This window comes from Massilia oculi, assembly GCF_017582745.1.
Lineage (GTDB): Bacteria > Pseudomonadota > Gammaproteobacteria > Burkholderiales > Burkholderiaceae_D > Telluria > Telluria oculi_A.
Genome location: NZ_JAFVIM010000031.1, coordinates 1 through 26,424, shown reverse-complemented (window position 1 = coordinate 26,424; position 26,424 = coordinate 1). Strand labels below are relative to the sequence as shown.

Annotated in this window: 31 protein-coding genes; 26 read left to right on the top strand and 5 right to left on the bottom strand. The window is 57.5% G+C overall.

Going from position 1 to position 26,424, the window contains the following annotated elements; all coding sequences use genetic code 11:
• The first annotated feature begins 109 nt into the window (after window positions 1-109).
• The 7 genes from J3U95_RS25145 (at window position 110) to J3U95_RS25115 (ending at window position 4,591) form a co-directional block, all read left to right on the top strand.
• Window positions 110-1,234, top strand: coding sequence for a DUF7146 domain-containing protein (locus J3U95_RS25145; RefSeq protein ID WP_051996360.1), 1,125 nt, complete (start codon window positions 110-112; stop codon window positions 1,232-1,234).
• Window positions 1,235-1,515: 281 nt separating this feature from the next.
• The gene (locus tag J3U95_RS25140; protein WP_036209981.1) at window positions 1,516-1,821 is read left to right on the top strand and encodes a hypothetical protein; all 306 of its coding nucleotides are present in this window, start codon (window positions 1,516-1,518) and stop codon (window positions 1,819-1,821) included.
• A gap of 134 nt (window positions 1,822-1,955) precedes the next feature.
• On the top strand, window positions 1,956-2,102 hold the full coding sequence (locus J3U95_RS25135; RefSeq protein WP_161783957.1) for a hypothetical protein: 147 nt from the start codon (window positions 1,956-1,958) through the stop codon (window positions 2,100-2,102).
• Window positions 2,103-2,208: 106 nt separating this feature from the next.
• Window positions 2,209-2,469 carry a hypothetical protein gene (locus tag J3U95_RS25130; protein ID WP_036209984.1) on the top strand — a complete coding sequence of 87 codons (261 nt, stop codon included), beginning with the start codon at window positions 2,209-2,211 and terminating at the stop codon, window positions 2,467-2,469.
• A 67-nt stretch (window positions 2,470-2,536) separates the two neighbouring features.
• Window positions 2,537-3,034, top strand: a complete 498-nt coding sequence (locus tag J3U95_RS25125; RefSeq protein WP_051996361.1) for a glycine zipper 2TM domain-containing protein — start codon at window positions 2,537-2,539, stop codon at window positions 3,032-3,034.
• A gap of 307 nt (window positions 3,035-3,341) precedes the next feature.
• Window positions 3,342-3,875 (top strand): hypothetical protein, encoded by a 534-nt coding sequence (locus J3U95_RS25120; protein ID WP_152570914.1) that lies wholly within the window; start codon window positions 3,342-3,344, stop codon window positions 3,873-3,875.
• Complete coding sequence (locus J3U95_RS25115; RefSeq protein WP_036209989.1) at window positions 3,872-4,591, top strand: SDR family oxidoreductase; 720 nt, start codon at window positions 3,872-3,874, stop codon at window positions 4,589-4,591. The genes J3U95_RS25120 and J3U95_RS25115 overlap by 4 nt, the downstream gene beginning before the upstream one ends.
• 112 nt (window positions 4,592-4,703) lie before the next feature.
• On the opposite strand, the gene J3U95_RS25110 is transcribed toward J3U95_RS25115, so the two are convergent.
• Genes J3U95_RS25110 through J3U95_RS25100 form a run of 3 tightly spaced genes read right to left on the bottom strand, consistent with a single transcriptional unit; the run spans window position 4,704 to window position 6,562 of the window.
• Window positions 4,704-5,258 carry a FlhC family transcriptional regulator gene (locus J3U95_RS25110; RefSeq protein ID WP_208281341.1) on the bottom strand — a complete coding sequence of 185 codons (555 nt, stop codon included), beginning with the start codon at window positions 5,256-5,258 and terminating at the stop codon, window positions 4,704-4,706.
• A gap of 9 nt (window positions 5,259-5,267) precedes the next feature.
• Window positions 5,268-5,618, bottom strand: coding sequence for a hypothetical protein (locus J3U95_RS25105; RefSeq protein WP_208281340.1), 351 nt, complete (start codon window positions 5,616-5,618; stop codon window positions 5,268-5,270).
• Between the two features lie 8 nt (window positions 5,619-5,626).
• Window positions 5,627-6,562 carry a hypothetical protein gene (locus J3U95_RS25100; RefSeq protein WP_036209996.1) on the bottom strand — a complete coding sequence of 312 codons (936 nt, stop codon included), beginning with the start codon at window positions 6,560-6,562 and terminating at the stop codon, window positions 5,627-5,629.
• Window positions 6,563-7,246: 684 nt separating this feature from the next.
• Here J3U95_RS25100 and J3U95_RS25095 point away from each other — a divergent pair.
• From J3U95_RS25095 to J3U95_RS25080, 4 genes are all read left to right on the top strand, one after another.
• On the top strand, window positions 7,247-8,503 hold the full coding sequence (locus J3U95_RS25095; protein ID WP_081925883.1) for a TraI domain-containing protein: 1,257 nt from the start codon (window positions 7,247-7,249) through the stop codon (window positions 8,501-8,503).
• A gap of 33 nt (window positions 8,504-8,536) precedes the next feature.
• Window positions 8,537-10,414: a conjugative transfer system coupling protein TraD gene (traD, locus tag J3U95_RS25090; protein WP_036210002.1), complete on the top strand. Its 1,878-nt coding sequence runs from the start codon at window positions 8,537-8,539 to the stop codon at window positions 10,412-10,414.
• Between the two features lie 105 nt (window positions 10,415-10,519).
• The gene (locus tag J3U95_RS25085) at window positions 10,520-11,029 is read left to right on the top strand and encodes a hypothetical protein (protein WP_036210005.1); all 510 of its coding nucleotides are present in this window, start codon (window positions 10,520-10,522) and stop codon (window positions 11,027-11,029) included.
• A 4-nt stretch (window positions 11,030-11,033) separates the two neighbouring features.
• Window positions 11,034-11,648, top strand: coding sequence for an IncC plasmid conjugative DNA transfer DtrJ family protein (locus J3U95_RS25080; RefSeq protein ID WP_036210008.1), 615 nt, complete (start codon window positions 11,034-11,036; stop codon window positions 11,646-11,648).
• A 30-nt stretch (window positions 11,649-11,678) separates the two neighbouring features.
• On the opposite strand, the gene J3U95_RS25075 is transcribed toward J3U95_RS25080, so the two are convergent.
• Both J3U95_RS25075 and J3U95_RS25070 read right to left on the bottom strand, forming a co-directional pair.
• Window positions 11,679-12,131, bottom strand: coding sequence for a hypothetical protein (locus J3U95_RS25075; RefSeq protein WP_036210012.1), 453 nt, complete (start codon window positions 12,129-12,131; stop codon window positions 11,679-11,681).
• A gap of 26 nt (window positions 12,132-12,157) precedes the next feature.
• On the bottom strand, window positions 12,158-12,772 hold the full coding sequence (locus tag J3U95_RS25070; protein WP_152570915.1) for a hypothetical protein: 615 nt from the start codon (window positions 12,770-12,772) through the stop codon (window positions 12,158-12,160).
• 372 nt (window positions 12,773-13,144) lie between these two features.
• Here J3U95_RS25070 and J3U95_RS25065 point away from each other — a divergent pair, with 372 nt between their 5' ends.
• The 15 genes from J3U95_RS25065 to J3U95_RS25000 all read left to right on the top strand — a co-directional run bounded on the left by J3U95_RS25065 (window position 13,145) and on the right by J3U95_RS25000 (window position 26,307).
• Window positions 13,145-13,612 carry a hypothetical protein gene (locus J3U95_RS25065; protein WP_036210017.1) on the top strand — a complete coding sequence of 156 codons (468 nt, stop codon included), beginning with the start codon at window positions 13,145-13,147 and terminating at the stop codon, window positions 13,610-13,612.
• A 12-nt stretch (window positions 13,613-13,624) separates the two neighbouring features.
• Window positions 13,625-14,056: a hypothetical protein gene (locus J3U95_RS25060; protein WP_152570916.1), complete on the top strand. Its 432-nt coding sequence runs from the start codon at window positions 13,625-13,627 to the stop codon at window positions 14,054-14,056.
• A 20-nt stretch (window positions 14,057-14,076) separates the two neighbouring features.
• Entirely contained in the window at window positions 14,077-15,036 is a 960-nt protein-coding gene (locus tag J3U95_RS25055; RefSeq protein ID WP_229520092.1) for a DUF932 domain-containing protein, read from the top strand.
• Window positions 15,037-15,243: 207 nt separating this feature from the next.
• Complete coding sequence (locus J3U95_RS25050; RefSeq protein ID WP_152570917.1) at window positions 15,244-16,668, top strand: recombination directionality factor; 1,425 nt, start codon at window positions 15,244-15,246, stop codon at window positions 16,666-16,668.
• A gap of 540 nt (window positions 16,669-17,208) precedes the next feature.
• Window positions 17,209-19,053, top strand: a complete 1,845-nt coding sequence (locus J3U95_RS25045; protein ID WP_081925884.1) for a PRTRC system ParB family protein — start codon at window positions 17,209-17,211, stop codon at window positions 19,051-19,053.
• 53 nt (window positions 19,054-19,106) lie between these two features.
• Entirely contained in the window at window positions 19,107-19,586 is a 480-nt protein-coding gene (locus J3U95_RS25040) for a PRTRC system protein E (RefSeq protein ID WP_036210028.1), read from the top strand.
• Between the two features lie 5 nt (window positions 19,587-19,591).
• The gene (locus J3U95_RS25035; RefSeq protein WP_036210031.1) at window positions 19,592-19,801 is read left to right on the top strand and encodes a PRTRC system protein C; all 210 of its coding nucleotides are present in this window, start codon (window positions 19,592-19,594) and stop codon (window positions 19,799-19,801) included.
• Window positions 19,802-20,105: 304 nt separating this feature from the next.
• The gene (locus tag J3U95_RS25030; protein WP_036210034.1) at window positions 20,106-21,197 is read left to right on the top strand and encodes a PRTRC system protein F; all 1,092 of its coding nucleotides are present in this window, start codon (window positions 20,106-20,108) and stop codon (window positions 21,195-21,197) included.
• A gap of 10 nt (window positions 21,198-21,207) precedes the next feature.
• A complete protein-coding gene (locus J3U95_RS25025) occupies window positions 21,208-21,957 on the top strand; it encodes a PRTRC system protein B (protein WP_051996362.1) in 750 nt (249 codons plus the stop codon).
• Window positions 21,957-22,562 carry a PRTRC system protein A gene (locus J3U95_RS25020; protein ID WP_036210037.1) on the top strand — a complete coding sequence of 202 codons (606 nt, stop codon included), beginning with the start codon at window positions 21,957-21,959 and terminating at the stop codon, window positions 22,560-22,562. Before J3U95_RS25025 ends, J3U95_RS25020 begins: the two co-directional genes overlap by 1 nt.
• Window positions 22,559-23,365 (top strand): PRTRC system ThiF family protein, encoded by an 807-nt coding sequence (locus J3U95_RS25015; RefSeq protein WP_036210041.1) that lies wholly within the window; start codon window positions 22,559-22,561, stop codon window positions 23,363-23,365. The genes J3U95_RS25020 and J3U95_RS25015 overlap by 4 nt, the downstream gene beginning before the upstream one ends.
• Window positions 23,366-23,490: 125 nt before the next feature.
• Window positions 23,491-24,525: a phosphoadenosine phosphosulfate reductase domain-containing protein gene (locus tag J3U95_RS25010; protein ID WP_051996363.1), complete on the top strand. Its 1,035-nt coding sequence runs from the start codon at window positions 23,491-23,493 to the stop codon at window positions 24,523-24,525.
• Window positions 24,526-24,886: 361 nt separating this feature from the next.
• The gene (locus J3U95_RS25005) at window positions 24,887-25,135 is read left to right on the top strand and encodes a hypothetical protein (RefSeq protein ID WP_051996364.1); all 249 of its coding nucleotides are present in this window, start codon (window positions 24,887-24,889) and stop codon (window positions 25,133-25,135) included.
• Window positions 25,136-25,145: 10 nt separating this feature from the next.
• Window positions 25,146-25,271 carry a hypothetical protein gene (locus J3U95_RS28600; protein ID WP_267872334.1) on the top strand — a complete coding sequence of 42 codons (126 nt, stop codon included), beginning with the start codon at window positions 25,146-25,148 and terminating at the stop codon, window positions 25,269-25,271.
• 175 nt (window positions 25,272-25,446) lie between these two features.
• Window positions 25,447-26,307: a hypothetical protein gene (locus J3U95_RS25000; RefSeq protein ID WP_208281339.1), complete on the top strand. Its 861-nt coding sequence runs from the start codon at window positions 25,447-25,449 to the stop codon at window positions 26,305-26,307.
• The last annotated feature ends 117 nt before the right edge of the window (window positions 26,308-26,424 follow it).

Below are 26,424 nucleotides of genomic sequence, written 5' to 3'. Positions count from 1 at the left end.
TACCAAGAAAACCTTCCGGTTTTCTTGAGATGCCCATGTCTCACGAAAGCCTCTATCGACAGAGTGCCTGACCCTATTTTTATTCGCCACAACGTGGCAGTGAGGGCATATGGGAATCGACTTTGCAAAGGTGGACTGGGAAAAGAAACTGGTCGCCGCAGGAATTGACAGAAATTGCTTGAGGTTGAACAAGGCAGGCCCATGCCCGCTCTGTTACGACGGCAAGCGCGGGGGCAAGCGCTTCCGCTTCGACAACAAGGGTGGCCTGGGCACCTGGTATTGCCAACAGTGCGGCGCCGGCAACGGCTACACGCTGATCGAGCGGTACACAGGCATGTCCAAGGTCGAGATCCTCAAGTTCCTCGACGATGGAACTTGCGGCATCAGCTCGGATACGCCAATCAAACGCTTCACGTTCGAAGACACCGACTTCAGTCCGGAGCAGGTGAAAAAGAACCGCGGCAACCTGGTACGGGTCTCTGCTGGCTGCCTCGCGCTGACCGGAACCGATCCCGTCTCGCTATACCTGCGCAAGCGGGTACCAGGCTGTGACCTTACAAAGATCAGTCCGGACATCCGCTTCCATCCTGGCCTGAAATTCTTCGAAGAAGACGAGGGCGGCCGCTTGATCAACCGCGGCACTTTCCCGACGATGGTCGCTCGGGCCGTCGATGCAACTGGTCATCCGATCACGCTGCATCGCACGTACCTGACATCGAAAGGAGAAAAGGCGCCACTCGAAGACCCGAAGAAGCAGATGAAGGGGATTCGCAAGCTCGACGGCGCTGCAATCCGCTTGGTCGATGTGCCGGAAAGCCGGACGCTTGGACTGACGGAAGGAATCGAAACCGGGTTGGCTGTCGCAACCGGGTATCGCTACCGCATCAACGTCTGGTCGCTGCTTAACTGCGGAAACCTGGCGCTGGCCGACATTCCCAAAGGGCGATTCGACAAGGTCATCATTTTCGCGGATCACGACCATCTTGATGTGAAGAAGGACTACCGGCCTGGCGAGCACTTCGCGCTGCTGCTCAAGGAGCGGCTTGAGAAGTTGGGCTATGTCGTCGAAATCAAAATCCCGCCAAAAGAGGGGACCGATTTTGCGGACGTCTGGCTTGCGATCCAGAACCAGGAGCCTCGGGTCGCTCCGCAGGCAACGAACCCACCGACCGCAGCCCGGCCGGTCATGCAACCTGCGCCTCTCGTACGCCAGCAGTCGCCGGCGTATGCGTAGCCAACCAGTTTAACCACCGGACAGACCCTTTTTTTAGGGTCTGTCTGTTGCCCTGAGGAATATTCGGTGTACAATCAACATCGTCGGCTTTCGGCATATTTGTACAAGCATCCAGTGCTCTTGTTAGCACTTCAAAAATCGCGGCACCAGCTGCGCCACGTACCGCAAACCCCGCGCCTTCGGGCTGCCAAAGTAACTTTCTGCTTACCGATCCATATCGGCAAGCTGCTTCCGCTTACTCCTTTTTCTCACCGCCTCGCGGGATTTATTAGGAGCATTTCATGAACAACAATTACCAACTGGCCGGTAATCTTCAAACCACCGGCTGGCATCCAAGCTTTGATGTCAACGCCAAGAACGACTATGGCATGACTCCAGCAGAAGTAGCACTGCAGGCAGGCAATCTGGATGAGTTCGTGGTAATTACCTCGCATCCTGACTTCGAGCCTGCAAAAATGGGGCGCGTGGGCTTATTCATGGACATCTGCCGCCGTGAGTCCGAGAGCCACTACAAAGCGATGAAGCAATTCCTCGATGCAAACTTCAAGTTCGACACTTCGGTGCGAGCTTTCGTGAAACTGGCTTAATCGCCAAGCTGGTGCTTCACTCCGATGCACCAGCATCCTCCTGACTCCCTTCCGCTTTCCAGACCCACTGGAAAGCCGTTACGGCTTACTCCTTTTATCCCGTCGCTCTGCGGCATTTATTTGGAGTAGTTCACATGTACAACAGCATCGACCTCAGCAACGAGCAAGACTTCCTGCAATACTGCGATTCGATCGATCTGACCCCGTTCGCCGGCGCCACCTTCGAGGTCGGCTCGGAAGTCACGGGCATCGTCGAAGCGCAAATCCCCCGCAAGACCTGAACGAACGAGCCTTCCAGCTCGTTCGCGCTTCAACTGCATCACTACCACAAGGACACCGCCTCGGCGACATGTCCACCTTTGCACAACTAACCTTTTAAGGGAAATCATGAAAAAGCAACCAAGCAATCTCGAGCAGCGTTACACCTCCGTCGTCTCCTTCCTCCTGGCGCTGCCCATCTGCGCTGTGATCTGGGTTTCGATGAAGATCGTCTGGCCGATTTTGCGCTTTTGTGCAAAGGCCGCGTTGAAGCAACTTCGCAAGGCTCTGACCCGTACCAAAGTCGTCAAGCCTGTCGCGCAGCTGCCGACGCCTGAAATCTTCAAGGGCGCTCCGAACTTGGCACCAGCCAAGTCGATCCGCTTCTAAGCGCAATATCCCCCGCAACGGCCTATCGATCTCGGTAGGCCGATCTATTTCTATAGAAAGGCATCACATGAAAAACGTTTTCTCGCTGGCATTTCTCTTCGTCGTCGCTGCAGCGGCTTCGTTCAGTGCACATGCGAAAGATGTACTGGCCAACATCACTAACGTCGTTCCGGTGTACGCGGAGCGTGTGCAAAACCAGCAGGTCTGCGACATGGTGTACAACGACCAGCCGCAGCAGGTTGGTGCGGTGAACTCGGGCAGCGTGATCGGCGGCATCGCCGGCGCTCTCCTGGGCAGCCAAGCAGGCGGCGGTAACGGTAAGCTCGCCCTGACCGCGCTCGGCGCAGTCACGGGTGCGATGACCGGCGACCGCCTCGCTCAGCAGCGTTCGGCCCAGCCGCAGCAAGTCTGCCGGTGGGTCCAGCGTTCCGAGCAGCACATCAGCAGCTACCGCGTGACGTATGAATACCAGGGCGATACTTTCGTATCGAACCTGCCATACGACCCCAGCCGGGGTGGTGCAGTGAAAACTGTTCCTGTGCAGATGAGCCTGAGCTTGCGTTAAGCATCTCGGCCATCTTTGCCGACTTCGAATATGCCCGACCTCTCCCGCAAGGGTAGGTCGGGCATTTTTCGTTTACGAAGCCCTAAACTAACTTTGAAGTGCCCGATCGATCCCGCGTGGGACGCTCGGGCATTTTATTTGCCCATCGCAGCTGGCCTTGCAGCCAGAACGGCCATCCGCAAATGGCGAGTTTAATAGCCGTGCATTTGGCCGAATTCATCACAGCCGGCGGGATAGGATCGCTCACTGCAGCAGGCACCACCTGCTTCTACCGCTGACCGGCCCTGGCCACATTCGACAGATTTGCATGACCACCACAAACAGAAAAGCTGCCGCACTCTTTGATGGCCTCACAGCCGTTTGCAAGCGCATTGTCGCCTCGGACGGCCAAATGCCGACCGTTACGATCAAGGAGACTTCCTACGTTCTCACCGGCCGGACGTACACGCTCAGCACCGCACAGGGCGACTTCTCCTTTTGGTTCGGAGCCAATGGCCCGCGCCTGTTCTTTATTGCCTACGTGGCCGGCCTCGAACCGAACAAGGCCCAGGATGCGTTTGCGTTCTGCTTCGGTGGCGCTGCAAAGGTCGGCTGGCAGCTAAATTACGAACCTATCGAAAACGGTGTTTCGATCTGGGCGACGTGCATGACCGATGAGAGCAGAACGCTCGTTCAACCGAAGGCAAACTGCACCACGGGGCTCTCCGCGGAACCGATTTTTGAAATGACCGAGTACGGGTCGTTCTGGGTCACCGACATCGCAATGATGGTGCAGTCGTTCATTCGCACGAGCGAGCGGTGCGGGATTGCTTGTCACGCCATGGAGCCAGCACCATTATGAAAACCGTCCTCATCACTGGTGGCGCGAAACGCCTCGGCCGTGCCCTCGTTGAACACTACGCCGGAGCTGGGTGGCGCGTGCTGTTCACCTCCCAATGGTCGCACCAGGCTGGAATGGAATTGGCCGACTCGCTGGGAGAGAACGTCCACTGTCTTCGAGCGCAGGTATCGTCGCGCAGCAACGCGTCGTTGATCCAACAGTGGGCCGAACGACATACCGATCGCCTCGACCTGGTCGTGTGCAACGCCTCGACGTTCAACCGCATTGCGCTGCAGGACACCACGCCTGACCAATTCGCCGGGCTGCTCGAATCCAACCTTCTCGGGCCCTATTTCCTGATCCAGCAGTGCCTACCGATGCTCCAGAAGGCGTCCGGATGCGTCGTGAACATCGCCGACGCACAAGCAACGGCTGGCGTTCCGTTTTTCTCGGCATACGCAGCAGCCAAGGCAGGGCTCATCTCGATAACGAAAAGCTTGGCAGTCGAGCTGGCCCCGATTGTGCGCGTCAACGCAGTGCTCCCTGGAACGCTGCAATGGCCAGTCGATGAGGCGACCTACAGTGTCGAAGATCGCGCCGACACTGTAGCGAGAACGCCGCTTAAAAGGATCGGTGACTGGAGCGATGTGGTGGGCGCTGTGGACTATCTAACGTCCGCCCCGTTCGTGACCGGTGCATGCCTGCAGGTCGACGGCGGGCGTCACGTGGCAGCCTGAAATTCAGTCCGGTACCACTGCCGGTAGTCTGGCGGGGTGCAAAGCCGGCATCCTGATACAAAAAAGCCCCGCGAGCAATCTGCGGGGCTTTTTCGGTCATGGCGCCGTTTACTTAAGCGAGGCATTCCGAGCACGTATGGCGAACAAAGTGCGACTCGACTAGGTGCGGAATCTTGCACTTCCGGCAACGCATAACCTTCACGTTCTGGTATGGGAACTTCGACGCGCCGCCACGCGGAATGTCACGCCACCCGATACTGAAACCGTTACCGGCCAACAGGGCGAATCGCTCTGGACTGATTAGCGCCTCACCGCGGCATACGCCGAGGTAGTTGCTGTAGCTCAGGGTGAAGGCAATGCCATGTGCGTCGGGCAGCGGCTCATGCTTTTCACGATAGGCCGCGTACATCAGCAGCAGCATCGCCGAATGCAGGCGCAAGGTACGGCTCTGCAAAAACCACTCATGGTTCGTCGGCGTTTGCCCCGATTGAGACTGGTTGCCGGTCACGCCCTTGTAGATAGCGCGCGAATCGGCAGGCTTGGTGCGTGCAACCGAGGTCAGCGTGACTGCCCTTGCGCCCATCGCTGCGTTTGCCTGAGCGATAGCCACCTTCGACGCATAGGCGAGGCTAGCTTTGTGATCCAGATTGCCTGTCGTGTTCTGCATGGTCGACGGTTACAGTGAGGTGATTGGAAGTTGTTCGGAATAGGATTCGAGCAGAGCGCGGAGCAGGGCGTCCTCGCTGCCCGATCCCTCGAGCGCAGCCTTGAACTCAGGACTGGCGATGCGCAGCAGGAAAACAGGCAGGCCCGTCATCAGCAGCGCGTTTAGCTTCGCCTTGTCCATGCTGGCCAGCTTCTTGAGGGTTTCTGCGCTTGCGCCGAACACGGCCGGCGCGAGGGGATCCTGATACTCGACCATGGCCACCAGTGCCTCTACAACGGCGAAGTTGGCGGCTTCGATTTTCTTGCGCACGAAGCTGTGCGTATCGAAAATGGCCTTTGCTACTGGGATGTTGTCGTTCACGATTCCTCCTATGAACCCGCTTTGGCCAGCTGCTGGCCAAACAGCATGAACGTTTCACCGAGGGATGCGATTGCAGCCTTCACGTTCGGGTCTTTGTCCGAGAGGGATTTCAGCAGCGCGATCGGGAATTGGGCGATCAGGGTATCGGCCTGCTCTTTCATCGCCAGGAACTGCGAGGCGCCGGCGTTCGCTTGCTGGACGGCCTCCTGGAGCTTCTTCTGCTGTTCGGTCAGGGTGCCGATGTCGGCGGTGACTGCATCGCGCTGCGCTGTTAGTGATTCGAGTTCACGGTTCTTGGCACTGATCGCTTCCTCGACGCTCGCATAACCCGGCGGCACGATTTGCTTTTCTTCAAAGCGAATCTGCGTTTCTTGCGAGCGCAGCTTCGTGATCTCGTCTTCGAGGTCTTTACGGCGCTGCTCGGCACGACGCAACAGTTCTGCCTGGGCTTCCAGTTCGCGCTGGTTGCGGGCACGCTCGACTTCACGCTGCGTCTGGAAGTCGGACAGTTCACGCGTCTTGGCAGTCAGGTCGGCCTGGGCGCTTGCGAGCTGGGCGACTGCGTCAGCCTCGGCCGCATTCATGACTTCCATAACCAATTTGTGGTCGATGGTCTTGCCCTGCGACGCCAGTGTGCGCAATTCTTCGACGACGTCCGTGTCGGTGGTAGGAGAGAGCAGCGCCAGCGCCTGTTGGGTAAAGGCATTCGCCTCTTTCACGTCGACCTGGCCGTTGACCATGAAGTGCGTCGTGAGTACCTTGTTGATGTGCATGTAGCGCGAGATCGTGCGTGGCGACAGGCCCAACTCACTTTCGACAAAGCCGCGGAAGCGGTCGCCCAGGATGTCGCGCATGAAGCAAAGCTGCTGGGTCATCACGAAAAGCTCGCCAATGAGGCGACGCCCGGCCGAGCGGAATTCGCTTACCGCCATGCTCAGGCGCATCTTATCTTCCGCAGGCAAACCACTCAGCAATTCAGACGTTTCAGTGCGCAAGGCGCCTACATCCGAGTGTAGTGCTGCGGGAGTCATCATTAACATAGCGTGTCCAATTAACAGTTCAAGAGGCGTGAAAAAGTATGCCTCATTCCCCCGAGGCAACATTTATGAAACGGTTGGACTTTCGTGTAGGACTCGCTGAACAGCGCAGTTACAGCTCTTTGTATTGGAGCATTTCCATCGAAACCGTACCAAAAGAAACTGAACAAACGTTTCTTTCTAGACCGCAAGCGTAGGTGTGTTCCTACGTGGCGTCAACGACAAAATGTATCCTTGGAGAAATTGTGTGTCTGAAAGCGTCGTTTTTTTTGCCAAACATTGCTACCCACTTGGCAAGATCCGAAATCCGTAGTATGCACGTCAACTTTGTTGACTAAAGAGCATTTTTGCGCACGGGAGAAGCAAAAACAAGGCGCGAGAAATGCAGGCCGTTTTCGGTTTCACTATACAGATCAGCTACTTACGCTTTTTTGTTGCTGGACATCATGTCCATGCAAAAAAAGGGAGCGCAGCGTTCGATCTCGGCAACAGGCAATCCGCTCTCTCCATGCCGACGAAAATTTCGACTGGTTGAAATAATCTGTGAACATTCGTTTGTGAGAGCCAGAGACGGGCCAAGATAATTCCAGCATGGATAACATGCTGCTCCCCATTTCAAGTTCCGAGCTCATCGCCAGCTCGCACGACGCCGTCGATGCGATCAAGACTGCCGCTGGCCTGACTGACGCCCAGTTCACTGCGCTATGTATGCCGGTGCTGCGTGCTTACGCAGACCATGTACAGCGGCTACCGCTGACGTCTTCCGCTTTCGCCTCTCCGCGAGGCGCGTGGGAGTTTGGCCTCACTGCGGCGATGGTCGCCTATCGCTACGCAGGCACAGTGATTTTCTACCCCGCGCTAGGCGCGGAAGAACGGCGAATGCTCGAACCCCAATGCCGCTACATGGCATTTCTCGCGACGCTCTCGACCGCGGTAGCAACAGTCGCGGAAGCCAGCAGTCTGAGCGCCGGCGACGATGAATACCACCCGCTCAGCGTGGAAGGAACTTTTGTCAGCTGGCTCGCGGAACACCCCGGAGCAAAGTTCACCTGGCGGACCTCGGCCGCCCCGTTAAGTGCCCAAGCTTGCGCAGCGATTGCAGCTAACTTCGTACCCAAGCGGCTGCTCGCGAATTTCGACTTGCGAGCCGTGCTCATGATGTACGAAGCCATCAACCCGAAGACGACCATGAATGGCGTCGAATCAACCATGGCGCGAGTGGTTCGGCAGGCAGCACAAGGGGTCCTGGATCACTATCGGGCCAAGCAGGCGGGCACGTTTATCCCCGAAGCCAACGTCGCGAGCGTATCGCCGGTTGACGCGGAAAAGGTGGCAGGCAAGATGATCGCCGCTGCCAATCCCACGATCCTGGCCAACCCGCTCGAGATGATGGCGCCTGCATCCGCCGGCCAAGCCCAAACGACAGCGCCAGCTAACGCGACACAGGACGCGTCGACAGCACCCGCGGCCACCGACGCAACCCATTCCGCATCGCCCACCCCGGCAGCTTCTCCTGCCGCGGTTGCAGCGCCGCCGCAATCCGACTCGCCGCAATCGGCGATCGGTGCGATGAACGATGGTGAGGAAAAGCTTGCACGCGCCAACAAAGTTCTGCGCGAGTGGTTCAGCGCACTTAAGCAGCATCAGCAGTTCCATGTCTTGAAGGATCAGCTGGTGATGAATAGCGACGGTATCGAAGTCCCTGTTTCCATGCTCGGCATGTTCGGAGTATCAGGCGCTTCAATCCGCAAGATGATGGACGATGCCGAACTCATTATTGGGAGGTCATCCAATGCGCGTGGCGTGATCCTTCACCCTGGATTGCGTGAGCGCTTCATCAGCCAGTAACCCAAGTAACTTTTCAATCCGCCCACTTCTCCTATGTCACGTACCTATCACGACATGTTCCGGCCAGTGTACGAGCTGCCGTCTTGCCTGTCCTGGGCAGCTTCCTCGGCCTTGCTGGCAGCGCTTCATCCACCAATGTGGCCGGTAGCAGCAGCAGCAGTCGTCGGTGCTGCGGCATACCGAGGCAAGCAAGCCATCGACCTCTATCGCTTTCGCGCGTCACTCTCTGCGTTGCGGGTCGAAACGATCACCGTCGCAGACGCCCTCACAATCTCACGACGCCACCTGAAAATGGACGGCGCCAAGCGGAAAGAGTCGGACGGGAAGGGAGGCTTCTGGCTCGGTCGTGGTTTTCGCTGGACGCAGCAACACGCGGAAATTTCGCGTCAGATCATGTACCGCAGCCCCGGCGAAATCCAAGGCCCGCCGAGCTGGCTTCCGCCGCCAATTCTCAAGGCAATCCAGCCCAAAAACTTTGTTCCCTTGAAAGCTGACAGTGTCGGCGTATCATGGATTCATGGCATCAGCCCTGATGAAGAAGAACTGACGTTGCCGATCGAAGCGTTGCCTGGCCACACCCTTGTGGTCGGCACCACGCGGGCCGGCAAGACCCGTTTATACGAGCTGTTGACGACCCAGATTGTCCACGCGAAAAAGATCCTGATCATCATCGATCCAAAGGGCGATAAAGACTGGGAGCAGCGAGTGCGCAAGGAATGCGAACGCGCCGGCCGGAAGTTCCTGTACTTCCATCCGGCCCATCCGTCGAAGTCGATTCGTATGAATCCGCTGGCAAACTGGAACACAGTCGCGGAAGCAGCGACGCGCATCGGCCAGCTCGTCGACGCCGAGGGCACGTTCGGCGCGTTCGCTTGGAAGACACTGTTCCGAGTGATGCGCGCCCAGGTTGCCGATGGCGTGCGCCCGAACATTCGCACTGCGAAAGAATATGTCCAGAACGGCGTTGAGCCCCTTCTGGAAAGCCTGCTCAAGAAGGCGCTCTACCAGCGCTTGGGCGGTGCATGGGATCAGGACCTGGACACGTTCGTCGAAAAGCAGCAGCGCGGTAAAACTTCGCCGTTCAAGTCCGAGCGCCTGGAAGGTATGACCGGAAAATTCCTCTCCTTGAAAATCAAGGACGAGGCGATCGAGGCATTGATCGCGATGGTGAACCACTCGAAGGAACACTACAGCAAGATGATTCAGGTGCTGGAGCCGATCCTGGAAATGCTCGGCTCGGACGAACTGGGGCAGATGCTTTCGCCCGATCCTCTCGACCTGAACGACACGCGCCCGATCTACGACACGCAGAAGATCATCGAAGAGAACGCCGTGCTGTACGTCGGCCTGGACTCCCTCTCCAACAAGATCATAGGCAGCGCGATCGGCTCAATCTTGTTGGCGGACTTCGCTAGCGTGGCCGGCGCGATCTATAACTTCAAGGACAAGCCCGAGGACATCTACCTGTTTATCGATGAGGCCGCGGAGGTCATGAACGAGCAGGCCATCCAAATTCTGAACAAGGGTGGTGGCGCCGGCATCAAGGCCTTCATCGCCACCCAGACGATCGCGGACTTCGACGTCGTCTTCGGATCGAATGCGCGAACCGGCCAGGCCTTGGGCAACCTGAACAACGTTCTCTGCTTACGCGTCAAAGATCCGCAAATGGCTGAATGGATCGCCACCTCGTTCGGCAAGACAGCTGCGCGTGATGTGCGCGTGACGCATACGACCGGCAGCGGCTCGTCGAAATCGTTCACAGAATTCAGCGGTTCAACAGCAAGGGCCCTTAGCGAAGTGGAGATACCCTTCGTAAGTCCTGATTTGCTTACCCGGCTACCAGGTCTGCAGTACTTTGCATTCTTAGCGGGGAGCACTCTCTACAAAGGGCGGCTGCCGTTGTTGCAATAAGACGAACAAGAAACTAAACACACCGAACGGCACAATTTCCTACAGACAATCTGGCAGTATAATGCAATGATTGCCAAAGTATAAAGAGTCTCACTGGAGGACCATATGGATAAGAAGCAGATATTAGCTGAGGCGGTCAAAGCCGCCGGCGAACAGTCGAAGGCAAAACACTTGTGGGTCATGGACTCCATGATCGAAAACATCGCTACAGCGTTCGCTGAATACGTTGGAATGGTCTCGATCGGTCCAGATGGAAAGCCTTTGCTCGTGGGCGCAATTAAACGGGCGATGGACGCCTATGAAGAGTACGAAAACTCGCCGCGGGCAGCCCGAGCTGCATTCGTTCGTTCACTGCTATCGAACAGCCAGGAAGTGTTCGCGCAGCAAGTAATTGTCGAGACTCCGCGCGGTGCGATTGCATGGATGCCTTTCGTGTCGAGCGTCACCGACTTTCTGACGCTCTACCCGGGCGCCGAAGTCGAGGTGGAGCGGCAACAGTGCCAGATCGCAGAGCCGATCACCAGCACTTTCCTGATGACGAAAATTATCCCGGCCTCACTGCTTGACCAGGCGTCACTAGCAGAGCTAATCGGCGATCCGACGCAGCTGGCGTGATGTCATGGCTATCCATCCGGTAAGTGTCCAAAATTCGTTCGGTAGCCACTTCATCCTGTGGTCGTTCTTTTTGCCAATCCTGGCTTTAATATTCGTGCCGCTGGTCGTTCCTGACCAAACCTTGACGCAGTCCGAGGTCGAAATGGTCGCGGCCCTGGGCGTGGACGTGGCAGCAATGACGCAGACGGTCGATCAGCGGTTCGCGTCCCTGTTTGTCGAGAACGGCTTCATGGCGAAAACACAGCAGTTTTTCGGAACTTCGAAAGGCGGAATCCTCGACTTTTCGAATTCGTGGATTCATGGCGTCTGGCTCATGCTCTATAAGGCAACTTGGCGCTTCTTCGCGCTCAAGTCGATTTTCCTGCTTCCGCTACTGGTCCTGGCCATCCCCGCCGCCGTGGATGGATTCATGGTGCGTGCGACTAAGAAGTACCGTTTCGAAAATTCGAATCCTGTGTTCTTCTATTCGTCCATGCACACGATGGTTTTGATGTTCGGCATGTTCGCGTTTTTACCGCTGGCGCCGTTTAGCTTGTCCGCGATTACACTGTTGACGATTATCGTCCTGCTAATCGGTGGAATCTGGCTGACAACATCAAACTTCCAAACCGGAACGTAATAAAAAAGGCGCTCTCGATGAGCGCCTTTTTTATTGGCCCAGAATCCGTCGTCTGGCTAATGCACTTTGCGCAGCTTCGGAAAAACTCATCTTCGGGTTGACCTGAATTTCCATCGCTATCAGGCGATCTGATTCACGCTCGGCCTCGCCACACAAGCTTCGCAGTTCTCTCAGCACTGCGAGCTGCTCCAAGCCTGATACCTCTGGCGCCGAACGAACAGCCAGCGTGTCCGATCCCAAGCTTTCTTCTTCGTTCTCCTCTTCACCCTCGCCTGCTGAAGAGATGCCCCTGATTCGTCCCCATAGCAGGTAGATGGCCACTCCGATAATGAGCACTGCCGCTGTCAGCATACCAGCGAACGACCCGTCCGCCGAGTAACCGAACAGCTTTAGTAGAACAAGGCCAGGTAGGAAACATACGATCATACGAAACCACAGACGCTCATCCATCATCGAAAGGAATTCGACTAAATTCTTTGGCATTACAATTTCCTTACTAAAAGCGCTGGTTAGGCGCGGGATTTACGGGATCTTTTAACAGTGAACGTAAGAGACTCGGCATACCGTTTGAGCTCCTTGTCCTTAAGGGACGACGCAAGATATGGCACATCCAAGAGATTTATCTTACCGGTACTTGTCACCACTGCGAATACCCGCAATAACATCGATGCGAGCGCCACGGAATTCATGTTATATGCTTTCATAAGGGCATCCCACATTGCTTTCTCGCCCTCGATCATTGTGAGCTTGGTTGTGGTCTCGGATGCGGCCGCAGTTGCCCACCGCTCCGAATTTAACTCCTTGAGCCTTTTGATCAGTGCGATCTGATAATGCCGGGAAAAGGTGTACCCGGCGGCTTCCAAGGCCACGACAATCGCACCGGGCTTAGGCTCATAATCGAAGCGGTCACCGAGCTGGATTAGAAGCGCTTCGGTGGTCTTTTCGCGCTCGGCACTGAGCATGGTGCGGAACAGCTTGACTCCCCTGTCGGTAGGCTGTGCAAGGCCTGCTGCCGTGAACGCCTCTCGTATCTCTACGTCCGTGACGACCAACCGCAAGTCCTTACTGAATTTGCCCAATACCTGCTGCAGCTGAGCAGGCTTATATTGGTTCAAATGATTCATGTGATTCTCTGGTGAATGAAGCGGCAAACCATGACGTTGAGCTTAGTCTGCCAGGCCCGACATGCAAGCCGGAACGGTAGAGCGAGCCTCCACTGGCCTAAGCTGATCTGCTGGCATGGCAGGGTGGATAGAGGGCAGGGTGCGCGCCAGGCGTAACTGTAGCGGCTCAGCGCCACGTACGGGCGCGGAAAGCCGAAAAATAGTTGGCATGAGACAAGAATTACGTTACAGTGGCGTCGTCGCTATGCGGCATTGTTGTTCCCCTGCGTCACCTCATACTCTGCAGTTCCGCTTCTCTAATGCTCCGACATTAGCGAGGCTGTCACACAGCCTTACCCATTTCATACAGCCGCACCGCGGCAAGGAAATGGCATGCTTCCCACCCTTCTCAAGTGTCCGAGGGTTGGACACAAAACATTCGAAAATTCCCTCCCAAGCATCACCGTTGGCGACGCCAACACCCCAAGCCAGATCTCGAAAGTCATCCGTTCGCATTCTTGCGTCCTGGACGAGTTGCAGATGCAGTACCAGCCCGGCGAGCTGCAAAAGGCCGACCTGGTAGCCGCATCGACGATGTTCACGCATCGCCGCTTCGTGCTGCAAACCTTCGAAAACCACAAGCAGTTGTTCAAGCACTCCGCGTGCTGCATCTTCCAGTTCCAAACCATCACCGGCTCCGGTGAAAACTTCGTCTTCGGCATTTTCATCACCGATGGCGACCGCAACCTAATCGACTACTGCGTTGACACCGCGCTTGCTCACAAGCGCCGGCCCGTCCTGCATCGCCTCATGCGTGCAGTCTGCACCGCTACGTCCGTAGCTCGTCGCCTCGACCACTGAAAGCTTTACATCATGCACATGCAATCCCCCCAAGGCCTGACCCTGGCTGATATTCCAATGGGCTTCTTCCCCGACGATTCCATCGAGGCACCTTCAGCGAGCAGCCCGACTTCGGTGCCGGCGCCGATCGCAGATTCGGCCCCAGCGAAAGCCGCGGGCCCGGCCCAAAGCCGCGCGTTGAAGATCGCTCGTGCCAAGACCGGTGAGACCGAACTCCGCCTGCTCGCTGAGCAAGACGGCGAAACGGTGCGCTTCGTCCTGGTGAGCTCGACCATCGCTCCTTACGCTACCAAGCGTGAAGTGCTGGTCAAGCCGGGCCGCCGTAAGACTCCCATGAACGAACAGCAAGCCGTCGAGGAATTCGAACGTCGTGTTGCACTGGCCTATCCACCGGAGACGCTGCGCAACAACAAGACCGTCGCAATCCACCTCAACCTCATCTAAAACTTACCTCGGAAAAACCAATGTCCCATCTGCTCACCATTACCAATTCCGGTACCGCTGAAATGGCCTTTGCAGGCGAAACCCCCTGGCATGGCCTCGGCCAAATCATGCTGCCGGGCGCGTCCATCGATGAATGGCGCACCGCTGCTGGCATGGACTGGGAAATCAAGCGCACGCACGTCCAGTACACGAACGGCGAGCTGCACGACTGGAAAGCGAACGAGGTCCTGTACCGCAGCGACACGAACGCGCCACTGTCGATCGTCTCGCCCAAGTACAAGATCGTCCAGCCCCGGCAAGTCCTGGAGTTCTTCCGCTCGCTCTGCGAAAAGAATGGCTTCGAACTGGAGACTGCCGGCACCATGAAAGGCGGCCGCCGCTTCTGGGCGCTGGCTCGCACCGGCCTCGGCGGCGAAGTCGTTGACGGCGACCAGGTCAACACCTACCTGCTGCTCGTTACCAGCTGCGACAAAGGCCTCGCGACGGATACGTTCTTCACCAGTATCCGCGTGGTCTGCAACAACACGCTGCAGATGAGCTTCCGGGAAAATCACGGCAACCGCGTCTCGGTGCGTCACAACACCGAGTTCAACCCGGACGACGTGAAAACCGAACTGGGCCTGAATGTGACCGACGTCTTCACCGACTTCATGGATCGCATGAAAGGCTTCGCAAACACTTCGCTGACCGGCTCCCAAGCCGAAGAAATCATCGAAGCGATGTTCGCAAAGAAGGGCGTTACCGTTCCCATCCGCACCACCAAGGGCTTCAAATCGGTGATGCAGCTGTTCAACGGTGTTGGCAAGGGCTCCCGGATCGATGGCGTTGCAGGCACCGCATGGGGCCTGGTGAATGCTGTCACGGAATACTCGGACTTCCACATTCGTGCGAAGAACCAGGAATACCGTCTGGACAGCGCCTGGTTCGGCGCCGGCCGCTCCCTGAAAGAAAATATTCTGGAACTTGTGGCAGAAGTCTAAGCCACGGCCTCACGGCCAAAACCCCATTCGGGGTTTTCTCATGCGGTGCGTATGCGAAAGCCCAAGTAACTTTTCCGGTACCAGTCTGCGCGGCAGATTAGTGCCACAAGCACGCGACCTTCTGACGCCTCGAACGAGGCATTAAGTGGATTGGCAGGCATATGCCCGCCACTAACTTGCAACGGCGAACGCCGCGAAGGAACCGCAATGAACGCACCAATGAAATTCTCTGTCCTGTCCACCCGGGCAGCCAACACCGACCAGCAAGTCCGCCTCGGTGGAAAGATACGCGCTGGCATCAAGGTTTTGACCAAGGCCGCGCAGAACAACCCCAAGGCAGTTTCCATCTACAACGACGGCGTCGAAAAGCGCCAAAAGTTCACCGACATCGAAAAGCGCATCAAGGATGCGACCGGCCTTCCCAACCCGATGTTCCCCCGCAACACCCCGTTCTTCAACGTCGCAGCTTCCGATTTCGGCATGCCTGAGATCGCGGCGCTCATCGTCGACACGTACGGCGAAATCCGCAGCGAGCACAGCGACAAAAAGCAGCTGTACCGCTTTCCTGTCGTGTTTCACTCGGATGACCTGAATGAGGTCTATCCGAATCAGTTCAAGCGTCATGGTTTCGAGCCGCACTACGAGTCGCACTACGGTGAGGACGGCGAGCGTTACTGCCGCTACCTGCCCACGGTGTCCGACGAGCAGGCAGCGCAGATCCGTGCGCGTCGCATCAAGAAGGTGCCCCGCCGCGAGAAGGTGATTCGAGGCGTGTGCGACCCGGGCTCCTGCCATGAATTCGGACAGGGCCAGTGCAAGTTCCGCGGCCGCCTGCTGTTTTACGTGCCGGGCATTCCGACCACTGGAATGCTTGGGATGGAAACCAGCTCGGAGTATGCGGCCGAGGGTATCTGGTCGGACCTGGAACGAATCCGCGATGCGCTCGGCACCATCCCGCGCTGGAATCCAAACAAGCCGGGTGCGCCGATCTTCTGGATCACCAAGTCACTGGAGCCCCGCACGTACTTCGATGAACACGGGAAGAAGCAAAGCGGCTTCCAGTGGGTACCGAAACTGCAGGCCGACATCGACATCGGTGCGCTCCTGAGCAGCGGCAAGGTCTTGGCCCTCCCATCAGCCCAGACACCCGTTGCATGGTTGTCGCAGCCGAAGGGGATGCCTGAGGCGGTCTTGTTGCCGCCGGCAGAGCCCACACCAATCCAGTCGGAAGGGCAGGGCGTCCCAGACGCCAACGACCGGCTCGAAGCGCTGGCCGAAGCGATGGGCCTCAATCAGGATCTCGTGATGCAGTATTTCGACCTCAAAATCGCGCAGTCCTGGGAGAACGACACGGCCCACGTGGAAACCGCCATCAAGATGCTCGAGCAACTCAAGCGCCTCGGTAACGAGTGCGCGGCCAAGCTCATCGGCTTGTCGATCCGCGTCGCGCAGATCGGCATCGACTCCCGCGACTTCAACGCCTACTCCTTTGCCCGGTATGGAAAGGGGTACACGACGAAGATCGATGTGCTCGCGCGCATCGAGGCGGAAATCGAAGAACTGGCGAAACTGCCACGCGACGCAGCAATTGCACACGTAAAACAAATCGACACCACTGCCCAAGCAGCGTAAGCAAACAGGCGACAGAAGGATCGTCCATTCAACGGCGCCACCGTGCTCCGGCACGGTGGCGTCCTTCGAAGCCGCCTCACCGAATTCAAGAACATGTACACTCAAGTTAAACGCACACCGAAACCGTCCACCCCAGTATTCGTCTTAGCGGGCGACCCAGAGCCATCCACGACCTTTGTCGCAGGCAGATGCGTCTGCAAGACCTGTCGGGCGAATGACCTGACCTTCTACCGCTACCTTGATGACGCCAAGTGCGACGACTGCGGGCAGTGGCAGAACGAAGATCCGATTCCGGACTGACTTACGACCCTTGAACCGATCCGTTGCTGTGGCCCCAACCACAGGAACGGATCGGTTGCAAGTGGTCAACTTTTGGGTTAATCTTCGGTTGTCGCCCTGCGGCATATTTGTTCCCAGTACCCCATCAGCGCTTAGCCGCTCACCAATACCGACTTTCTTGTGCTGCCTGGCATAAGAAAGTGTGTGTCACCACTCCAAATTTCCCTCGCCGGTATCCGGCATCATTTGGAGATTCCCCCCATGCAATTATCTGGCCATATCCAGCCACTCGGCGGCGCTGTGTCGCCTGCAGTCGTCAACGAAGCAATTACCAACCTCGAAACCGTCGCAGCACCTGGAGCATCCGTAGCACCGGCCCCCGCGGCCAAGCGCGTTGCACCGGAAGCGGCAAAGCCTGCAGCCGAAGCGCCTCGCTTCATCAAGCTCAAGCACATCCGCGAGGGTAACAACCCGCGTACTTACTTCGATCCGACTGAGATGGCCGAACTGGTTGCCTCGGTCAGCGAACACGGCGTGGCGCAAGCCATCCTGGTTCGCCCGAAGGATGGTGGCTACGAAATCATCGCCGGCCATCGTCGTTACCGCGCTGCCCTCGAGGCGCACGGTGAAGAGTACGACATGCCTGTCGTGGTTCGCGAGTGCTCCGATGCAGAAGCTGAGGTATTGGCCAACGTCGAGAACACCGTTCGCGCCGACATGTCGCCAATCGAAGAAGCCGTCTCGGCCGCTTCGGTTGTGGGTCGTGTCAAAGGCGATCGCGAAGAGGCGGCCCGGCTCCTGAGCTGGTCCCGCGGCAAACTCGACTCGCGCCTGGCGCTGATGAACTGTGCTGACGTCGTCCGCACGGCTCTGAACGAGCGCAAGATCTTGCTCGGCCACGCTGAGTTGTTCGCTTCCCTGGCAAAGGATCGTCAGGAAAAGCTGCTGCCGGCGATTCTGGAAAAGAAGACCTCGGTCGCAGAGTTGAAGGCCGTCATCGAGCAGGCGTCGTCCAAGCTCGAGTCGGCAATCTTCGATAAAAGCGACTGCAACGGATGCGCGCACAACAGCACCGTTCAGGCAAGCATGTTCGAGCAGTCCATCACCGATGGCAGCTGCACGAATTCCGCTTGCTACAAGCAGAAAACCGAAGATCAGCTGCAATCGATCGCCGTGTCGCTCAAGGACGAATACCCGGTCATCCGGATTGTTCGTGTGGGTGACAACTCGACGCTCGTGAAGCTCTCGGCCGATGGCAAGGCGGGCGTGGGTACCGAACAGGCAGAAGCATGCCGTTCGTGTGCAAACTTCGGTGCCGCTGTCAGTGGCCTGCCGCAAGGCATGGGTAAGGTCTTCAAAGACCAGTGCTTCGACACCGTCTGCAACTCGCAAAAGGTGGCCGCTCGCATCCAGTCGGAACAGCAGGCAGCCGCTGACGCCGCAGCAGAAGCCGCAGCGCAAGCAGCAGCCGCGGCCAAGGGCGCTCCAGCAGATGGCACCGCGAAAGCGGCGCCGAAGGCAGGGGCAGCACCGAAAGCAGCTCCAGTCGTGGTCACGGTGAACGAAGGTGACCGCGTCAAGGCGTACCGCGAGAAGGTGTGGCGTGCAGCGATGCAGAAAGAGATCGCGGCTTCGCCTGACCTGTCGGCCCGCTATCTTCTGGCGTTGTGCCTGAACGAAAGCGCCCGCCACATCAGCGGCTCCAAGCTCAGCAATGCGATGAGCAAGCTCACCGATCAGACGAAAGCGACCGACTTGGGCGGCATTGCTGCACAGGTTTGCGCGTTCGACGACAGCGTCGCTGACCGCCTGACTGCGTTGATCGCCGTTTCGGCGATCGACAACCTGGAGGTGAGTCACCTGCAGCGCCTGGCGAAATACCACAAACTCGACCTGACGAAGCACTGGAAGCTCGATAAGGAATTCCTCGAACTGCTCACCAAGAGCGAGATCGGGGTGATTGCCAAGTCGGTCGGCCTGGACAAGGCCATCGGTGATGGCTTCGCGAAGCTCGCAAACGAAAAAAAGGACGACCTCATCAAGAAGCTGCTCGGGGTCAAGGACTTCGACTACTCCGCGACGATCCCTCCTGTCCTCATGTACTGAAATCCCTGAAAGCGCCCTCGTGGCGCTTTTTCTAAAATTCTTAGGAAACCACCATGTTCACGCAACTCGATTCCATCATCACGGAAGAAACCTCCCTGACCCTCAAGCTTTCGCGCGGGGCAAACGGCACCCTCAAGGTCTGCGTCATGCCGACCACCTCCAGCAAGAACCCAGCCCTGGCTCAGCCGCTCGCGATGGCAGCGACTCCGGCCGAACTCGACGCCGGCTTCGCTGACTTGATCACGACCTACCAGACCAACCGCCTGAGCCTCACCGCCCAAGTGGCTGCGACGGCGGCGATCCTGGGCGAGGCCACGAAGAAGGCTTCGGACAAAGCAGTGAAGGCGCTCAAGACCACCAGCACCCCGAAGCCAGCCGCGCAAGCGACCGGCAACGACGGTGAAAGCGGCGAGGGCGAAGATCACGACGATGCTGTCGGCGACACCCTCGACACCTCGGCCAACACGGCGAGCGAAACGGCACCGGCTGCAGGTTCGTCGGATCAGAATGACCTGCTGGCGCTGCTGGGATAATCATCATGGCAATCGAAATCCAAAAGCTCACCCGTACCTTCTCGTTCAACGGCGTCAACCTGCCCGATCCGGGGCCGGACTTCACGCCAGAAGAAGTGAAGGACGTCTACGTCAACATGTACCCTGACCTGAGCACTGCGGTGCTGCAGGAGCCGGAAGTAACCGGTGACCAGGTGGCATACAAGTTCGTGCGCAACGTCGGCACGAAAGGCTGAAGTGCTTCGTCACCAGATCGATTCGATTCTGCGTGGCGAAACCCCTACCTGGCTCCAGCCGGGTGGGGGGCGAGCCGTGATCCTCGTCGACGAGCAAATGACCAGCTGCTCCACGGCAGTAAAAAAGTTACTTGCACCCTCGACCAGGACGGCCCGGCCACTGCAGCTGGCTTCCTCGCAACTACCGCCGATTTTCTAGCGGTTCCTCCCCCGATTTATCGGGGGCTTTCTTCTGCCCACGCATAAGAAAGCCCTCTGGCTTGCTCCTTCTCTACCGCTATGCGGACACCGTACAGGAGTAGCAATGCAACTCAATCCAACTGAAATGAGCGTCCTCGCAGAGGTCGCCAATATCCCGCAACTGCCTTCTCTGGCATTTCAACTTCCCTCCATCAGCGCGGCCGTGCCGCACTTCGCAGAGATTGTCGTGCGCGAGGTCGATTACGCCTCGTTCGCGCGGGCACTCGTTGACGCCGGCGTGATCACGCCCGAAATGATCGGCCCAAACGCAAGCACGCCAAAGTGCATCCTCGAACACGGTCTTCGGGCCTGGTTCAAGGAGCGTACCGACCGCATGCAGTACCTCAAGTTCGACGTCCGTGTTTTTGATGCTGTGGCGGCAGGCGAGATCCATTTTGGATACGAGCATGAGCCGACGGAGTACAAGAATTGGGTGTTCGGCCTGAGCGGCTACGAAACGTCTGAGGTTCGCGTCGCCGAGCCGGTGGCGCTGGCACTGGAAAAGAAATGCCCCGGTCTTTTTTATTCCGCGTTTTCCGAGATGGAAGGCGCCGGATGGAAGACCGCCGACATCCTGACTCCGATGATGGTCATCGATCAGACAGCGTCGTACCAGCTATGGGACGGCGACTTTTCCGAAATGCCCACCGACGAAGACGCCATGGCTGATCTAATCGATCGCTACGGCGAAGAAGCGCACCGGTATCTTCCCAGCACGCTGATGAAGGTGTGGGGGCAGGGCTTCTGCTTCCCTCGGAAAGGCCAGCGTGCGCTGGGTAAGCGCAAACTGCGAAAGCTCACCAAAGGGCGCGACAAGCAGGTGGCAGCCGTCGCACGCCAGCTCATCAAACTTCTCGACGCCAAGCAGTACGTCGAGGAGTGCGGAGCGCAATTTAGCGGCCCCGGCGGCGAGCCCTTGTTCACCGCGTGCTCCATCGGCTTTAACCGCGACGACCGTTACACCGAATTCATCGACTCCCATGTGAATGGTGTTTATGAGTCGGGCGAGTATTCGGAATTCCTCTCCATCAACGAGTTTCCATCCGATCCGAACGAACTCGACAGTTTTTTCATAAAACTCGACGCACTGTTTCGGCTCATGGCCGAGGTAGACGCGCTCATCCCACTTCTCTCTATCGGCGACGCCGACATGTAAGGAATCTGCAATGTACGACTTTTCAATCCATGCAGGCGACACCCGCCTGAAACTGACCGGGGCACTGCTCCTGTATTCGAATCCGAACGACGCGAGCACGATCACGTATGTGACCAAGAATGAAGTGCGTGATGTTGGCACTCCCGAGGCGCCGAACCAGCAAATCATGGGCGGCAGCGCCATCACGGCCGAGGCCTTGATCGCGATGTTCGAACAGCTCACCAAAACCCATTCGCTGAACACTGACATCCTCCCGGAGAATGTCGTGAGCATTTCAGCTGAACACATGGTGTGGTGGCTGCCCGAGGGCAAGCGCCGTGCATTCTTCAATTGCCGGGAACTGGGCCAGCGTTGGGGCAACCTGCCTCATCCGCCGCTCCTGTTCGTGGTCGTGAAGGAGTCGTGGTATATCTTCGCACTGCCAAAAAACGAGCGTCCTAGCGGGGAAACAGCCCTCTGTCACGCTCCATACTTCAACGTCAACGACAACCATTCGATCTGCACCGGCACCGCAAACATCCCCCGCAAGGCGGCTGTCTCAGCGATTCCGGACTGGGAGGACGGTTTCTTTGATTCCGAGTTCACGCACCCCAACGGCCGCATCAAGAAAGCGTCGCACCCTCGTGGTGAGTATGCGATGTGGAAGGAACTGCTCGATGGTGGCGTCTATGAGACGTTCCCCATGCAGTACCTGGTACCGGCTGAAAAAACGCTCAGCGACGTTATGGTCGAAGTGCGCAAGAAGCTGGGGGCAAAGTGATGGACAAGCGCGATGTCGTACTCCAACGCGTCTGCCCGATCGTGGCCATGCCGAAGTTTTCGCCGCTCGAGCCGCTGGCTCAAAACGGCGAACGCATCGTGATGGCTGCTAACGGCACGTTCCTCGAAGTGCGCCGCAGCTGGGCGCGCTTCGTTCGCAAAGTGGGGGAGGTCAACACTGTGGTTCCCTTCGGCACGCTGGAGGAATCCACGACCTACTTCACGCCGAAGCTTCCGCGCGAACTTCTCCAGGAGTTCATACAGTGGGCTCGGCAGGATAGTCATGTCGAAATCGGCGCCAACATCGTCTGGAATGAAGTGTCGCAGCAGTTTCGACTGGTTCGCTCGGGCACGGTGCATGGCACCCGCTCCAGCCTCGACTACAAAATTCCTGACCTCGATCCGAACGAGCAGATCGTCATCGACTGCCACTCGCATAGCACTGGCAAAGCCTTCTTCTCATCGACCGATAACAAGGACGATGCGGACGCGGTAAAGATCGCCTTCGTAGTCGGCCACTGCCACCTTCCGCAACAATCCGTGAAAATGCGCCTCTGCATCAGGGGCCAGTTCACGATCCTACAATTCCAACTGGACACCCCATGAAGATCACCCACACTGCAAATCCACGCCTGTTTCGCCAGGCTGTCAGCGTTACCGTCGTCGGCGCCGGCGGCACGGGGTCTGCCCTGATCCCGCGCCTGATGCAATTACATTTCGCAATGCTCGAGCTCGGCCATCCGGGCGGCCTGAACGTCACGCTGTGGGACGACGACGTCGTCTCCAAGTCCAACATCGGCCGCCAGTGCTTTTTCCCGGCCGACGTTGGCCAGCACAAGTCCTCGCTATTGATCAACCGCCACAACGTGGCGTGGGGAACGGAGTGGAGGGCTGTGACTCGCAGGCTGGAGCCGAGCCACAAGATCGAGTCCGACATCGTTATCGGTTGCGTAGACTCGCGCAAGGGTCGCGCTGCAATCCTGCAAGCAGTTCGTAGCCAGCACTGCTACTACATCGACAGCGGCAACGGCGAAGATTCGGGACAGGTCGTGCTCGGCGAGATCTTGCCTCACTACAGCAATTCTCCGCGGCTGCCGCACGTGGCCGATCTCTTCCCAGAGATGGTCGACGTTGCGCTCGACGCAAAGGACGACAGGCCAAGCTGCTCGGTGGCCGAAGCCCTGCAAAAGCAAAGCCTGGTCATCAACAACGCGATGGCGCAGGAAATCTTCAATCTGCTGTGGATGCTGTTCAGGCATGGCAAGCTGGATTACACAGGTCGTTTCGTCAACCTGAAAACCGGCATGTCCAACCCTATTCGCGCCGACACGGAAGTGTGGAAACGTATGGGGTATGTCTCCGAGCATCCCTTCGTAAAACCGCAGCCGGCTGAAAAGCTGGCAGCTTGAACCAGCGCCACCCTTCGCGGGGTGGCGCGGTTTCTTCTCCCCGCCTTATCCCTGCACAGCAGAGCTAAGTCACCTGACTTCTCCGAATTTTATCGCCGGCCTCCGGCAAGGAATTGGAGAAAAGTATGTTTGAAATAGTCGCTGAAAATGAAACCGACGTGCTCGATGCCATCACAGACAGCACGCTGGAGTTTGACCTGCACAGCTATTCTATATACGCCCTGCAAATGTCAGGGGGCAAGGATTCGGTCGCATCTCTTCTTGCCCTGCTTGAAGCCGGTGTGGATCCTGCAAAAATCGAATTGCATCACCAGCTCGTCGACGGCCGCGAAAGTAAGTTGATGGACTGGCCAATCACCGAAGGGTACCTGGTCGCGCTGGCCAAGGCATTCAACATGCCGCTCTACAACAGTTGGCGCGTTGGCGGCATCGAAGCCGAAATGCTGCGGTGCGAGTCTCGCACCGGTGCCGTTTCCTTCGAAATGCCTGATGGATCGGTGCGTACGGTTGGCGGCGACGGCGGGAAGCTGGGCACGCGCCTGAAGTTTCCGCAGGTCGGCGCTGATTTACGAACTCGCTACTGTAGCGGGGTGGCCAAGATCGATGTCTTCGCACGCGTCATGACGAACGACCCACGATTCCAAAACACGCGCACCTTGGTAATCACTGGTGAGCGTGCAGAGGAATCGTCCAACAGGGCGAAGTACAAGACCTTCGAACCGCACAGGACAGACTTGCGCAACGGCTTGAAAGTCTGGCGCCATGTCGATCACTGGCGTCCAGTTCATTCCTGGACTGAGGCGCAAGTGTGGGAAATCATCCGCAAGCACCGGGTAGCTGCCCATCCTGCCTACCACCTTGGCTGGGGTCGGACTTCGTGTCGAACTTGCATTTTCGGCAACTCCGATCAGTGGGCAACGATCCGCACGTACATGCCCGACGCATTCGAGCCGATCGCATCGTACGAGCGCCAGTTCAAGGTGACGATACATCGCACCCGGACGGTGAACGAGCAGGCAGATTTGGGTACCCCATACCCATGCACGTTCGAAATGCTGCAAATTGCTGAAAGCCGCGATTACCTCGGCCCGATCATCCTCCCAGAAGGCGAATGGAGGCTTCCGATTGGGGCCTTCAAGGACGGATGCGGCCCGACCTGATTTAACCTGCAAACAAACCCACGCCGCCCCTCCCGGGGCGGCCGTGCCATCAATTCGCTTGCCCGCCGGAAATGACGTTGCTACAATGCGTTTGTCGCTCTGTCGGCATATTTGTACCGCATCACCCCATCGCACGCTGCTCAACCGGCGCACCACCTCCCGAAATCTCCCACGTTGCGACTCAAGCTCGCTCGACGTTCCCACGCCATCTATCAGCTCATCGTTGTAACGACCGACGAGCCCTTGCTCAATCCTTTCATCGTCGCATTGCGGCATTGATTTGAACGCCTTCACAGGCCCCTTCAACAACCTCTACCTGGAATCAACCGGAGAAAGGATTTTTTTAAAAAGGCGGTACAAAATGAGCAAGAAAAAAGACCCTTGGTACTTCATCATCTTCGAACTAGCAACCCACTTCGTTGTGGGCATCTGCTGGTTCCTGGCCGTGATGCTACCTGCTGTCATCATCTACAAAACGAACGAGTGGCTGGCTGCATTCGGCATTAAAGGCATCACGATGTGGGTGCTGTACGTGCTGGAAACCATCCTGCTCTTGTTTGACTTTTACTGCGCTTGCAGGTACATTTATCGCAAGACTAAAGGCCATTAAGGAGTAGGACATGAGCGCCCTCATCCAGCACATCGCGAAAGTAGCTGTCGCAGACACCAAACTGTACTTCGAACCGTTTGTGGCTGTGTTCAAATTCATCAAGAATGACTTCAACCGTAGCCCGGTGAAGAACTGATGTTCTGACAAGATTCTGAGACTTTTGTCTCTGCGTGCGAACGGCCCTTCTCTTCGGAGTTGGGCCGTTTTCCTTTCCACTCACCTTCCTCCCGCTTCTCAGCGTCCAGCTGACAAGCCCTCTCGGGCACCTCCATTTTTCCCAGCCGCACAGCGGCATGAACTTGGAGATGCATATGCAAACCGTACAAACACCCCAAGGCATGATTACGCCTCGATCGGGGCTCCCCAGCAACAACACTGAACTGGACGACGAGCTGCTCGCCCTGGTCAGCGCAGCACGCCCCCGCTCAGCAACGATGGCGGCAGCACCTACAGCAGCGCCGGCACCTATGCCAGAGCCAGCACCAGTGCCGCAGCTGGCGCCAGAAGCAGCGGCAGTGCCGAAGTCCCGCAATCAAATCTTTACCGCATACCTGGAATTCGAACGTGAACTGAGCAGGATGTCAGACGATCAGGCCCACCTCCAAAAGTTACTTTTTGGGGAGGACTGGTCTACCATCGTCGATCGGCCAAGTACGCAAGGTATCTACCGCGTGGCCGAGCAAGCCATCACGAACCTGATCCAGATCGCTCAACACCGCTTCGCTCCGGCCGGCGTTGTTCTCGACATCAGCAAGCATGAAGTCCTGGAAGCGACTGGCATGACCCGCTGGAGCGAAGAATATCACCGGCCTAGCCGGCGGGGCGAACGAAGCGAAGTCGATTCGGCACCGCCTGTCGACCTGGACAAGCTGTGGAACTACCTCGAGGCAACCTACGGTGGGGATGCAGGCATTCAGCGAGCACATCGCCAGAATGCTAACTTCATCATCAAGGAACTCAGGCTGGACGGGGAGAGCGAGATGAAGCGCACTGCCAGTTCAGTGTCATGCTTCCGACGCATTTACGCCAGCAAGAAGGACTACGGCCGGGACATTGGTCGATACGACTTTGGCCATAGTTCGCGCGACTGGCTGGTCCAGCTTTTCAAGGGCCTGGCCTGTGCGTTCGAATGGACTGAGATGGATCAGCTGTCGATCGAACTGGCACGGTAATCCCCCCATTTTTAGAGCACGCTAAAAGTAGAGGTTAAGCGGCGAGCGCCAATTTCTGTTTTGGCGTAATACCGCCGAGCGCCATGTTAGGCCGGTCGTGATTGTAGGTCCACAACC